Genomic DNA, 13,145 nt, shown 5'->3' on the forward strand with positions numbered 1-13,145 from the left:
AAGACTGAATGGATGAATAAATAAAACTGTTAATAATCAAATATTTATAAAACGTTTATGGAACTGCCCGATGCGTAAGCGGGGTATCCGGCACGTTTATTGATGCCGCCAGCCCTCGATGAGCAATACAAAACAACAATGGAGCGGCCATGCAACAGATCAGATCGCAAGTGACCGAGCGCGACGGCTTGTTTGAGTTGGAGGCCGGCAGCGACGTCCTCGACAGTCCCCGATACAACCACGACATGGCACCGACCAAGGTGCGCGAACGAACCTGGAACAAATGGCACATCACGGCCTTGTGGATCGGAATGGCGGTTTGCGTGCCGACCTACACCCTGGGCGGCGTGCTGACGGCCTATTTCGGGCTGAGCGTCGGCGAAGCGCTGCTGGCGATCCTGTTTGCCAACATCATCGTATTGATCCCGCTGACCCTGAACGCCTTTCCCGGCACCAAGTACGGCATCCCGTTTCCGGTGTTGCTGCGCTCGTCCTTCGGCGTCCTCGGTTCCAACATTCCGTGCCTGATCCGTGCCTTGGTGGCGTGCGGCTGGTTCGGCATCCAGACCATGTTCGGCGGCCTGGCGATTCACCTGTTCCTGGGGTCGGTGTTCGACGGCTGGAAATCCCTGGGCGGCACCGGTGAAGTCATCGGCTTCATGATCTTCTGGGCGCTGAACCTGTGGGTGGTGATTCGTGGCGCCGAGTCGATCAAATGGCTGGAAACCCTGTCTGCGCCATTGCTGGTGGCGGTAGGCGCAGGCTTGCTGGTGTGGGCCATGCCCAATGTGTCGATGACTGAACTGCTGGCGATTCCGGCCAAGCGTCCCGAAGGGGCCGGCGTGGCCAGTTATTTCGCCGCCGGATTGACCGCGATGGTCGGCTTCTGGGCCACTCTGTCGCTGAACATCCCGGACTTCAGCCGCTATGCGAAAAGCCAGAAGGACCAGATTGTCGGGCAGATCATCGGTTTGCCGCTGACCATGTTCCTGTTCGCCTCGCTGGGCGTGGTGATGACCGCCGCGTCGGTGAAACTGGTGGGCGTGACCGTCTCCGACCCGGTGACGCTGATCGGCCATATCCAGAGTCCGGTCTGGGTCGCGGTGGCCATGGCGCTGATCATCATCGCTACGTTGTCCACCAACACCGCGGCCAACATCGTTTCGCCGACCAACGACTTCCAGAACATTGCGCCCAAGGTGATCAACCGCACCAAAGCCGTACTGCTGACCGGGTTTGTCGGCCTGGCGCTGATGGCCCATGAGCTGCTGAAAAAACTGGGCCTGATCGTTTCTGACGTGAGCCTGGAAACCGTCTATTCCAACTGGTTGCTGGGCTATTCCAGTCTATTGGGGCCGATTGCCGGGATCATGGTGGTGGACTATTTCCTGATCAAGAAACAGCAACTGGACCTCGCCGGGCTGTACCGCGATGACGTGTACCCGGCATGGAACTGGAACGGGTTCCTGGCCTTCGGTGTGCCGGTGGTGCTGACGCTGCTGTCGTTGGGCAGCGATGCCTTCAGCTGGTTCTACAGCTACGGCTGGTTCACCGGCTCGGCCCTGGGCGGGTTGATTTATTACGGGTTGTGCTCGATGCGGGCGCAGCCGTCTGCCGTGAAATCGGCGGTGTAGCGGCTGGCCCTGTCGCGAGCTGGGTACGCGTCACCCCTGTGGGAGCGAGCCTGCTCGCGATGACGGCCTCAAACACACCGACGAAATGCCTGATAGAAACCATAAGAATTGCTTGAGGAGATCATCATGAACGCTGCTGTAGAGGTTCTGCAGTCCACCCATCAGCACATCAACCGCGACCGTCTGTGGCAGTCGCTCATGGAATTGGCCAAACTCGGCGCCACGGTCAAGGGCGGCGTTTGTCGCCTGGCCCTGACCGACCTCGATCGCCAGGCCCGGGATATTTTCGTCAAATGGTGTGAAGAGGCGGGCTGCACCGTCAGCATCGATGCCGTGGGCAACATCTTCGCCCGGCGCCCCGGACGCAATCCGGACCTGCCGCCGGTGATGACCGGCAGCCACATTGACACCCAGCCCACCGGCGGCAAGTTCGACGGCTGCTTCGGCGTACTGGCCGGGGTCGAAGTGCTGCGCACCCTCAATGATCTGGGCGTGGAAACCGAAGCGCCGCTGGAAGTGGTGGTCTGGACCAACGAAGAAGGCTCGCGTTTCGCCCCGTGCATGATGGGCTCCGGCGTGTTCGCGGAAAAATTCACCCTCGAGGAAACCCTGGCCAAGGTCGACGCCGAGGGCGTTACCGTGGGCGAGGCGTTGAACGCGATTGGTTACGCGGGGTCGCGCGCGGTCAGCGGCCACGCGGTGGGCGCCTATTTCGAAGCGCATATCGAGCAAGGCCCGATTCTCGAGGACGAGCGCAAGACCATTGGCGTGGTCATGGGCGCCCTCGGGCAGAAATGGTTCGACCTGAAACTGCGCGGCGTCGAAGCCCATGCCGGGCCGACGCCGATGCATCTGCGCAAGGACGCGCTGGTCGGTGCCGCGGTGATCGTCGGCGCGGTCAATCGCGCCGCCCTCGGCCATCAACCCCACGCCTGCGGCACAGTCGGTTGCCTGCAAGCCTATCCCGGTTCACGCAACGTCATTCCCGGCGAAGTGCGCATGACCCTGGACTTCCGCCATCTCGATCCGGCACGGCTGGACTCGATGATCGCCGAAGTCCGCGAAGTCATCGAAACCACCTGCGAGGAACACGGCCTGACCTACGAACTCACCCCGACCGCCGACTTCCCGCCGCTGTATTTCGACAAGGGGTGCGTTGAAGCCGTGCGCGGTGCGGCACAAGGCTTGGGCCTGTCGCACATGGACATCGTCAGCGGAGCAGGGCACGACGCGATCTTCCTCGCTGAACTCGGCCCCGCCGGGATGATCTTCGTCCCCTGCGAAGGCGGCATCAGCCACAACGAAATCGAAAACGCCGCGCCGGATGACCTGGCGGCCGGTTGTGCGGTGTTGTTGCGGGCCATGCTGGCGGCTTCGGCGGCGATTGCCAGTGGGCAATTGGCCGCTTGAAGCGCAACAGACCGTAACCCTCGGCATCCCGTGAAGGCAGTGCTGGTCGAACGCGTGCAGGAACTTCGCACGATTGCAGGCTCTGGCGGTCGTACTTGTCACCGGAGTGCAATTGCTCCGCCGCAGGTATGGAGATGCAATGAGCCAAGACGTCCTGACCACAGAAACCAGCCGCCGCCAATTGCAGCAGATCATCACGGGCCTGTCCGACGGGGTGATTCTGCTCGATCTCGACCAGACCATCGTCTGGGCCAATGATGCCGCGCTGGCCATGCACGGCATCGAGCGGATCGGGGAACTCGGGGCGAACGCCGGGGAATACGCACGCCGCTTTGCCCTGCGTTATCGCAACCATCACCCGGTGCCGGTGGCCAGTTACCCGATCAGCCGTGTCGCCCGAGGCGAGACCTTCAGTGATGTGCTGGTCGAGCTGACCCCGGTTGATGACGAAGAACGTACCTGGGTGCATAAGGTGCGCAGCCTGGTGGTCACCGACAGCCACGGTGAGCCGGAGTCGTTGGTGCTGATCATGGACGATGTCTCCGAGTGGGCCAGCGCCGAGCAGCGCTTCGAGAAAACCTTCGCCGCCAACCCGGCCCCGGCGGTGATCTGCCGGCTCAGCGATTTGCGCTACATCAAGGTCAATCCCGGCTTCCTCGAAATGACCGGTTATGCCCGTGATCAGGTGATCGGTAGCTCCACTTATGAACTGGATATATTGGACCAGGCGCAAGACAAGGACCTGGCCAAGCAACGTTTGCGCGAAGGCGCGACCATTCCGCAAATGCAGGCCGAACTGCGCGTGGCCGGCGGGGGAAGCAAACAGGTCATCGTCGCCGGCCAGCCGCTTGAGCTCAACGATGAGCCCTGCATGCTGTTTTCCTTCGTCGACGTGGAGCCGCGGCGCAAGGCTGAAGTCGCCCTGCGCCAGAGCGAGGAGCGCTTTGCCAAGGCATTTGGCCTGACGCCCGTGCCGATCCTGGTGTGCAGTGCCAGCGATCAGGTGGTGATGGATGTCAACGAGGCGTTTCTCGAATCCCTCGCGTATCCCCGCGAGGAAGTGCAGGGCAAGACCATCGCCGACATCGACTTCATCCACGATAAGGGCGCGAGGACAAAACTGTTCAGCGCCCTGGAGAAAACCGGACGTCTGGATCGGGTTGATGTTCGCGTTCGAAAGAAAGATACCGAACTGATGGATTGCGCGGTTTCCGCTGACACCGTGAACATTCAGGACAGTGCCTGCTACCTGCTGGTGTTGATGGACATCACCGAGCGCAAACGCACCGAGCTGGAGTTGGTGTCGGCCATTGAAGAGGTGATGAAAGACGCTTCCTGGTTCAGTCGCACGCTGATCGAAAAGCTCGCCAACGTGAAGCACGTCAACTCGCCGCAGTTGCCCAGCGTGTCCTTCACTGACCTGACGGCCAGGGAGCGCGATGTGCTGGAGTTGATCTGCGAAGGCCTGGCCGACAAGGAAATCGCAGCGCGCCTGAAGCTGGCACCGAACACGGTGCGCAATCATGTGGCGACGGTGTACTCCAAGCTTGATGTGCACAGTCGTAGCGAGGCGATTGTCTGGGCACGCGAACGCGGGTTGTTTTCCGGCACATGGAGACAGAAGGGTCAACGGTAGGTGCAAATGCACTAGGTGATACGGTGCAAATTCACGTTCTGGCCAGCAGGTGGCAAGCCTTAGGCTGAGCGCGTGCGAATGACAGTTTCGGATCATTCGCACGCTCCGAAATCGCTAAAAGGACCAGCCATGCACCTACAACGTTATTTCTGCGCAGCTGTTTGCCGCCGAGGGCCACCGCAATGATGAGCCTGGCGCAACTGCGGACGCAGCTTGAGCGAACCTTTTCACCATTGGCCTGTGAATGTGCGGTCACGGGCGAACACTCGTTGACCATCAAGCTCTATCACCCGGTGACCGGACAAGTTGATCTGGTGGTCAGCGGTTTGAACATGACGAGGCTGCAGACGCCCGAATCGATCGCGACGCTCATTGAAGAGCTGCGTTATGAACTGGAGAGCAACAGCCTGCAACGCCCCGACCCGGTGGTGTAGGAATCGTCAGGTTTTTCCGGTCTGGACGGCTGGTTACGCGACAAGAATGTATAAAAGTGATCTTTCTGCACCTGCCCCGTGAACTTTTGGGCGGTGTTTTGTTGTCACACCCCTGTGTACATCCTTTTCTCGCGGGTCATCCTATGAACAGTCTTGGGAAACGCGTTTTTGCTCCAACGTCGCTTGTACTCTGCGCCTTGATTCTCGGCGGCTGTGCCAGTCCGCCTCCGCCACCTCCCGCCGCACCGCCTCCACCCCCTGAACGCACCTGCCAGACCCTGGATAAAACCGATGTCATGGGCGATGTGAGGGCCGAAGGCGAGGTGACCCGGGTCACGACGACCACCCGCTGCGTGACGCAGTAAAGCGGGCACAAAAAAGGCAGTCCCGAGGACTGCCTTTTGCGCATCTGCTGAACCGGGATCAGGACAGGAAGCCACCGTCCACATTCAGCGATACACCGGTGGTATAGCTCGACGCATCGCTCGCCAGGTAAAGTACGGCGCCCGCCATTTCGCTCGGGTCGGCCACGCGCTTGAGCGGAATCTGTGCCAGCGCGGTATTGAGGATGGCCTCGTTCTTGACCAGCGCCGAAGCGAACTTGGTGTCGGTCAGGCCCGGCAACAGGGCGTTGCAGCGGATGCCGAACTGCGCACATTCCTTGGCGAACACCTTGGTCATGTTAATCACGGCAGCCTTGGTCACCGAATAGATGCCCTGGAACACGCCCGGCGAGACGCCGTTGATCGAAGCGACGTTGATGATGCTGCCGCCGCCGTTTTCACGCATCAGCTTGCCGGCTTCCACCGACATGAAGAAGTAGCCGCGAATGTTCACGTCGACGGTTTTCTGGAAGGCGCTGAGGTCGGTGTCCAGCACGTTGCAGAACTGCGGGTTGGTCGCCGCGTTGTTGACCAGGATGTCCAGACGCCCGAATTGTTCCTTGATGGCGGCGAAGACCTGGCTGATCTGCTCCATTTCACCGATATGGCAGGCGATGGCGGTGGCCTTGCCGCCCGCCGCGATGATCGCGTCGGCCACGTGCTGGCAGCCCTCGATTTTGCGACTCGACACGATGACATGGGCGCCTTGCTGCGCCAGCAGCCTGGCGATGGCTTCACCGATGCCACGGCTGGCGCCGGAGACGAATGCGATCTTGCCGTCGAGGTCGAACAACTGGGTCTTGGACATGGGATTCCCTTAAAAAAGTCTTGTTATCGAGTCAAATACCGGGTGCTGCCAATGCTGTTCAGTTGAGGCCAGTCAGTGCGCGTTATCGTTCACGATTTTCGCGAGCGGGATCGCGCCCGCAGGGATCGCGTACCGTCACAGGCTGGATTTCTGGATGACCTGCAGGCTCATCTGCTCCAGCAGTTTGTTCATGTGAATGAACTGCGCGAAGCGTTTGTCCTGGGTCTGGCCATGGTAGAAGCGGTAGTAGATCTGCTGCACGATGCCGGCCAGGCGGAACAGGCCGTAGGTGTAGTAGAAGTCGAAGTTGTCGATCCGGATGCCGGAGCGCTCGGCGTAGTAATCGACGAACTCGCGGCGGGTCAGCATGCCCGGCGCGTGGCTTGGCTGGCGACGCATCAGTTGCACCGGCGCCGGGTCACCGGCTTCGATCCAGTAGGCGAGGGTGTTGCCCAGGTCCATCAAGGGGTCGCCGAGGGTGGTCAGTTCCCAGTCGAGCACCCCGATGATCTGCATCGGGTTGTTCGGATCGAGGATAACGTTGTCGAAGCGGTAGTCGTTGTGGACGATGCTGGAGGTCGGGTGATCGGCCGGCATCTTGTCGTTGAGCCAGGCTTTGACCACTTCCCATTGTGGCGCGTCGGGCGTCAGGGCCTTCTCGTAGCGGTCGCTCCAGCCTTTGATCTGGCGCGCCACGTAACCTTGGGGCTTGCCGAGATCGCCCAGGCCGTAGGCGTTGTAGTCGACCCGGTGCAGCTCGACGAACTTGTCGATGAAGCTCTTGCACAAGGCTTCGGTTTTCGCGGCATCCAGGCCGAGCTCCGACGGCAGTTCAGAACGCAGGATGATCCCCTTGACCCGTTCCATCACGTAGAACTCGGCGCCGATCACCGATTCATCGGTGCAGTGCACGTAAGCCTTGGGGCAGTAGGGAAAACCCTCGCGGAGCTGGTTGAGGATGCGAAACTCACGGCCCATGTCGTGGGCGGACTTGGCTTTGTGGCCGAAGGGCGGGCGACGCAGGACGAATTCCTGTTCGGGGTATTCCAGCAAGTAGGTGAGGTTCGATGCGCCCCCAGGGAACTGGCTGATCTGCGGCAAGCCGCTGAGGCCTGGGATGTGCGCCTTGAGGTAAGGATCGATCAGGCTGGCATCGACTTCTTCGCCGGTGCGGATACGGGTGGACTGGTCAGTAAGCGCCATGCTTATCCCTTCTGCTTATTCTGGAGGCCTGAAACTATTGACTAATCTAATGCGCCCACCCGGCACCCACAACCATGAACGGCCCTTATAGGTGAGCGTGTTGCCGGGCAATCATTATTTTTGATACGCCTGTTTGAATTGTCCTACAGGACCGCGTTACTGATACGGGTCGGCAATTCAACCGGGGTGAGCACCGGTTGCCCGGAAAAGAACGCCACGAGGTTGCGGCCCACCAGTTCAACCGTGCCTTCGATCGCTTCCGGGGACAATCCGGCGACGTGCGGGGTGAGCACCACATTGGTCAGTGACTTGAGTGCATCCGGCACATGAGGTTCGGCATCGAAGACATCCAGTGCGGCCCCGGCGATGCGGCGTTGTTCCAGGGCGCTGATCAGGTCGGCGGTGACCACCACGCTGGCCCGGGCAATGTTGACCAGAAAGCCCTTGGGCCCGAGGGCGTCGAGCACCTGGCGATTGATCAGGTGTTTGGTGGTCAGGCCTCCCGGAGTGGCGATAACCAGAAAGTCCGAGGCGCGCGCCAGTTCAGTGGGCGTGGAACAGAAGGCGTAGGACACGTCGCTGCGATGTTGCCGGTTGTGGTAGCTCACGCTCATGTCGAAGCCGTTGGCGGCGCGTTTGGCGATGGCCATGCCAACGGCGCCGAGGCCGAGGATGCCCAGGCGTTTGCCGGACAGGGAAGGGCGCATGATCTTCGGCCACTCGCCCCGGCGCACGGCAGCGTCGCAGCGCGGAACATCGCGTACCAGTGACAGCAGCAGGGCCATGGCATGGTCCGCCACTGAAGAGGCGTTGACCCCGGCGCCATTGGTGACGGTGATGCCGCGGTCGGCCGCCGCTTGCAGGTCGACATGCTCATAACCGGCGCCGATCACGCATATGATCTTCAGATTGGGCAGGGCAGCGATTTCATCGGCATACAGGCCCAATGGGCCGCGGGTCAGGACCGCGTTGATCTGGCCGCTGTGCCGGGTGATGGCCTCGGCGCGTTCGGCAGGCGTAGGCGCCAGTATCAGGTGAAAGCCCTGATGTTCGAGGATGGGCAGATAATCATTGATGGTTTCGACCAGTACCAGAACGGTTGCAGGCATGCTTGGCTCCCTGTGGGCATCGGTATTTTGGACTCGAACATCGGTGGAGATTGCTGGCTGCCGGACGTCCTGGCAATCAGCAACATCGGTGCCGCGTCACTCAGTGTAGGAGCTGGCGCGGCAGGCGAGGGTTTTCTGTGGGGTGGCCAGGCATTCAGCGTGGGGCAGGGGATGCAGGCTCCGCGCCGAGAAAGCCCTTGGCCGCCTCCAGAATTTCATCCGACAGGGCGTCGCCACGCGTGGCGCGGGCCAGCGTCAACGCTCCGACCATCAGCGAATACTGCGCCAGCGCTTGCTGGCGGTTACGGGCGGCGTCGTCCGAGTCCATCAGTTGACTCAGGGTATCGAGCAGCCTGTTCAAGCCGGTCATGAACGTCTCGCGCAAGGCGCTGTCGGCAGGCTCGTGGCACATGTCACCGGCAAACGCCACCACCGGGCAGCTGTTACCCGGGTTGTCGCGGCTGGCGGTCGACAGGTAGGGCTCGATCAAGGCGCGGCGTGCGGTGGCGTGGTCCTCGGCCGCCACAATCCACTCCCGCCAGCGCCCTGCCGCCTGTTCGAACGCCCGGCCACTGGCCTCAACGGCCAGCGCCTCCTTCGATTCAAAGTGACCATAGAACCCGCCGTGGGTCAGCCCCGCCGCGCCCATCACATCGACGACGCTGATCCCGTGCAGGCCGCGCTCGCGAAACAGCCGCGTGGCCGCCTCGACGATGATTTCGCGGTTGAGGTCGGCTTGCTTGCGGGAGACTCGGGGCATGGGTGGGCTCACAAAAATTCAAATGGGACATCAGATCGCGTATTGAGCAATGCCATTACCGCACGACCCGTTCTCTTGCTTCACTTCCGCCAGATTAATGAAAACGTCTTCAAGGCGCACCGCCAGTTGCGCGTCAGGCGCTCGACGATGGTTTTACAGCGCTGTGTCATCGCGAGCAAGCTCGCTCCTACAGGGCCAGTAGCTTGTTAGATTTCAGCCACCTGGCACCACCGTTCCTCACCTAAGTCTTTGCTTCTGTTCACTAATCCCGGACAATCGCGCCCCTGTTTCGGCCAGGGCGCTACCTGTCGGGTACTCCGACGCGTTCTGACCGGGTGGCAAGTGACCGGAATGTGGAGATCCCACCGGATGAATGATCAGGCCAATAGCGTTAACGAACGCTATTTAGACGCGACACCAGCGACCCTTTCGAGCTGGAATCGCCAAGACACCACCTGGATGCTTGGCCTGTTTGGCACGGCGATTGGCGCCGGCACCCTGTTTTTACCGATCAACGCGGGCGTGGGCGGCTTTTGGCCCTTGCTGGTGCTGGCGCTGCTGGCTTTCCCGATGACCTACTATGCGCACCGCGGCCTGACCCGCTTCGTATTGTCGGGCCGTGAAGGCGCGGACATCACCGAAGTGGTCGAAGAGCATTTCGGCATCCAGGCCGGCGCGCTGATCACCCTGCTGTATTTTTTCGCGATCTTCCCGATCCTGTTGATCTACAGCGTGGCCCTGACCAACACCGTGGGCAGTTTCCTGGAGCATCAACTGCACATCATGCCGCCGCCCCGCGCGCTGCTGTCGCTGGTGCTGATCCTCGGCCTGCTGGCCGTGGTGCGTTGTGGCGAGCAGGTGATCGTCAAGGCCATGAGCCTGATGGTGTACCCGTTCATTGTCGCCTTGCTGTTCCTGGCGGTGTTCCTGATTCCTCACTGGAACGGCGGCATCCTGACCACGGCCAGCACCTTGCCTGAGCCCTCGGCGCTGCTGCACACCCTGTGGCTGGCGATTCCGGTGATGGTGTTTTCGTTCAACCACTCGCCGATCATCTCGGCGTTCGCGGTCGATCAGAAGCGTCGTTACGGCGACCACGCCGAAGAGCGCAGCTCGCAAATCCTGTCCCGTGCCCACGCCTTGATGGTGGTGATGGTGCTGTTCTTTGTCTTCAGTTGCGTGCTGACCCTGTCCCCGGCACAACTGGCCGAGGCGAAGGCGCAGAACCTGTCGATCCTGTCGTACCTGGCCAACCACTTCAGCAACCCGACCATCGCCTTCGCGGCGCCGTTGATTGCCTTCGTGGCCATTTCCAAGTCGTTCCTGGGCCACTACATCGGCGCCAGCGAAGGCTTGAAAGGCCTGATCGTCAAGAGCGGCAAACGCCCGGGCGCCAAGGCGCTGGACCGCATCGTCGCGGCGTTCATGCTGGTGGTGTGCTGGATCGTCGCCACCCTCAACCCGAGCATCCTCGGCATGATCGAAACCCTCGGTGGCCCGGTCATCGCGGCAATCCTGTTCCTGATGCCGATGTACGCAATCCGCAAGGTACCGGCCATGGCGCGCTATCGCGGCCAGGCGTCCAACGTATTCGTGGTGGCGGTGGGGCTGGTGGCGATTACGGCTCTCGTCTACTCGCTGACGGCTTGATTTAAAGATCAAGAGATCGCAGCCTTCGGCAGCTTCCGTAGAAAACGGTGTTTTCTCCCAGGTGCTGCCAGAGGCTGCGATTTTTTTTGCTTCGGATTAAAGGGCGGCAGCGAAAACCCGCAGTCACCTGACCCACCGAAACCCCTCGCCATAACGTCCTCCTTCCTCTATTCACAGTCCGCGTTGCACCTCGGCAAATATCTCGGTGATAGGCCGTCGCGGCTGGCGCTTTTGCAGCTGTCGGACCTGCTCACTCAGCCGCAGCAATTCCTCACTTGGCTTGGCCCATTGCTCTTGCGGCAGCGGTTCCGACCATTCGCGCATGGCGTCGGGCAGGGCTTGTTTGCCGATTTCTTCGAGGCGGCGCACTTCCCACTCGGCGAGGCGGTTGGGGACCGTCCACAAGGTCATGACGTGGTACAGGTACCAGAAAAAGCCTGACGTTCGGCTGCGCGAACCGTCGCGGATCTGCTGGTGCATGCGTGCGCGGGCGTTACGGAAGGTGTGCAGGCCTTCGTGGGGAGGGTCGTCGGGGCCTTGCAGGTCTTGCAGGTCCTGAATGGATTTGAGGTCGTTGACTTCGTATTCCATGTAACCGCGAATGGCTTCCCAATGGCTGATGGCCAGCGGCAGGCCAGCACACTGGAATTCGAGGCTGGTGAGGGTTTCGCCGTGGTGGTAACCGATGCCCATGCCGTACTGGCGGTGGATGCCGTACTGGGTGGCGCCCTGGGCTTCGATGACCCAGGCGGAGAGTGACTCCCAGGGGACGAAGAGTGGCTCGGTCGCGCCTGAGGGCATGAAGCAGACTTCGCGGCGTTGACGGTTGAAGCGGGTGGGGATGAGGGTGGCGCGTTTTTTGTGGTTGTGGTGCCAGACTCCCAAGCCGATGAGGAGCATCAAACATCCCACCAAAAATGAAATTCCTTTAGCTTCATTGAAAACCCCTTCTATGGCGTGAGAAATGTCATCCCAACCCATCCCGAACAAAAAGAACATGAAACCGCCGATTAGAGGGAACAGGAATGCGGTGGAGAATGAAACGCTTAATGGCCCGCCCAAAATGACTTGCCATGAAAAGACTTGCGGTGATCCCAACCCAAAGTCTATGTAGACGTCATTAAGCTCGCCAATATGTGGGCCGTAGGGTGGCATTGGCGTTGGTAATGGAAGCGGCGCGAGATACGTAATTTTCCCGCTTGGAAACGGTTCAATGTCTCCAGCTTTTCTGGGCTGTTGAAGCTGCGGCGCGCCGACGGGCGTGTTGTGATTATTCGCCATGGTCGGCCTTCTCCAAAAACTCGGTTTCGACCAGCACAACCGACGGTCTCTCCTGTTCTTTCTGGTGGGCACCAGCCCAACTGTGCACCTCTGGAAAACCACTCATGCGCGACGTTTTCCGTTGGAGGGCGAGCGCTGTACCTCGGCAAAAATCTCGGTGATAGGCCGTCGCGGCTGGCGCTTTTGCAGATGTCGCACCTGTTCGCTCAGCCGCAGCAATTCCTCACTCGGCTTGGCCCATTGCTCTTGCGGCAGCGGCTCCGACCATTCGCGCATGGCGTCGGGCAGGGCTTGTTTGCCGATTTCTTCGAGGCGGCGCACTTCCCATTCGACGAGGCGGTTGGGGACCGTCCACAAGGTCATGACGTGGTACAGGTACCAGAAGAAGCCTGATGTTCGACTGCGCGAACCGTCGCGGATCTGCTGGTGCATGCGTGCCCGGGCGTTGCGGAAGGTGTGCAGGCCTTCGTGGGGCGGGTCGTCGGGGCCTTGCAGGTCTTGCAGGTCCTGGATGGATTTAAGGTCGTTGACTTCGTATTCCATGTAGCCGCGAATGGCTTCCCAATGGCTGATGGCCAGAGGCAGGCCGGCGCACTGGAATTCGAGGCTGGTGAGGGTTTCGCCGTGGTGGTAACCGATGCCCATGCCGTACTGGCGGTGGATGCCGTACTGGGTGGCGCCCTGGGCTTCGATGACCCAGGCGGAGAGTGATTCCCAGGGGACGAAGAGTGGCTCGGTCGCGCCTGAGGGCATGAAGCAGACTTCTCGGCGTTGGCGGTTGAAGCGGGTGGGGATGAGGGTTGAGCGTTTTTTGTGGTTGTGGTGCCAGACGGCTAG

Annotated in this window: 11 protein-coding genes and 1 pseudogene; 5 read left to right on the forward strand and 7 right to left on the reverse strand. The window is 60.8% G+C overall.

Features of this window, described 5'->3' with window-relative positions:
- The first annotated feature begins 149 nt into the window (after window positions 1-149).
- From AC1Q6D_RS07105 to AC1Q6D_RS07120, 4 genes are all read left to right on the forward strand, one after another.
- Window positions 150-1,634 (forward strand): NCS1 family nucleobase:cation symporter-1, encoded by a 1,485-nt coding sequence (locus AC1Q6D_RS07105; protein WP_103404302.1) that lies wholly within the window; start codon window positions 150-152, stop codon window positions 1,632-1,634.
- Window positions 1,635-1,760: 126 nt separating this feature from the next.
- Window positions 1,761-3,044 carry a Zn-dependent hydrolase gene (locus AC1Q6D_RS07110; RefSeq protein WP_103404303.1) on the forward strand — a complete coding sequence of 428 codons (1,284 nt, stop codon included), beginning with the start codon at window positions 1,761-1,763 and terminating at the stop codon, window positions 3,042-3,044.
- Window positions 3,045-3,183: 139 nt separating this feature from the next.
- Complete coding sequence (locus AC1Q6D_RS07115; RefSeq protein ID WP_103404304.1) at window positions 3,184-4,680, forward strand: helix-turn-helix transcriptional regulator; 1,497 nt, start codon at window positions 3,184-3,186, stop codon at window positions 4,678-4,680.
- A 182-nt stretch (window positions 4,681-4,862) separates the two neighbouring features.
- A complete protein-coding gene (locus AC1Q6D_RS07120; protein ID WP_103404305.1) occupies window positions 4,863-5,114 on the forward strand; it encodes a DUF1652 domain-containing protein in 252 nt (83 codons plus the stop codon).
- Window positions 5,115-5,537: 423 nt separating this feature from the next.
- On the opposite strand, the gene AC1Q6D_RS07125 is transcribed toward AC1Q6D_RS07120, so the two are convergent.
- The 5 genes and pseudogenes from AC1Q6D_RS07125 to AC1Q6D_RS07145 all read right to left on the reverse strand — a co-directional run.
- Entirely contained in the window at window positions 5,538-6,305 is a 768-nt protein-coding gene (locus tag AC1Q6D_RS07125; RefSeq protein WP_103404306.1) for an SDR family oxidoreductase, read from the reverse strand.
- Between the two features lie 135 nt (window positions 6,306-6,440).
- Entirely contained in the window at window positions 6,441-7,508 is a 1,068-nt protein-coding gene (locus AC1Q6D_RS07130; protein ID WP_103404307.1) for a phosphotransferase family protein, read from the reverse strand.
- Window positions 7,509-7,651: 143 nt separating this feature from the next.
- Complete coding sequence (locus AC1Q6D_RS07135) at window positions 7,652-8,617, reverse strand: 2-hydroxyacid dehydrogenase (protein WP_047528244.1); 966 nt, start codon at window positions 8,615-8,617, stop codon at window positions 7,652-7,654.
- A gap of 154 nt (window positions 8,618-8,771) precedes the next feature.
- A complete protein-coding gene (locus tag AC1Q6D_RS07140) occupies window positions 8,772-9,377 on the reverse strand; it encodes a TetR/AcrR family transcriptional regulator (protein WP_103404308.1) in 606 nt (201 codons plus the stop codon).
- Between the two features lie 30 nt (window positions 9,378-9,407).
- Window positions 9,408-9,512 (reverse strand): annotated as a pseudogene (locus AC1Q6D_RS07145) (tautomerase family protein); the annotation flags it as partial.
- A 234-nt stretch (window positions 9,513-9,746) separates the two neighbouring features.
- Between AC1Q6D_RS07145 and AC1Q6D_RS07150 the strand changes: the two are divergent.
- Complete coding sequence (locus AC1Q6D_RS07150) at window positions 9,747-11,027, forward strand: serine/threonine transporter (protein ID WP_103404309.1); 1,281 nt, start codon at window positions 9,747-9,749, stop codon at window positions 11,025-11,027.
- A 171-nt stretch (window positions 11,028-11,198) separates the two neighbouring features.
- Here AC1Q6D_RS07150 and AC1Q6D_RS07155 read toward each other — a convergent pair whose 3' ends face one another.
- On the reverse strand, window positions 11,199-11,927 hold the full coding sequence (locus AC1Q6D_RS07155; RefSeq protein ID WP_256590234.1) for a hypothetical protein: 729 nt from the start codon (window positions 11,925-11,927) through the stop codon (window positions 11,199-11,201).
- 483 nt (window positions 11,928-12,410) lie between these two features.
- Window positions 12,411-13,061, reverse strand: a complete 651-nt coding sequence (locus AC1Q6D_RS07160; protein WP_259334680.1) for a hypothetical protein — start codon at window positions 13,059-13,061, stop codon at window positions 12,411-12,413.
- Window positions 13,062-13,145 lie beyond the last annotated feature (84 nt).

The organism is Pseudomonas sp. MT92 (assembly GCF_058792515.1).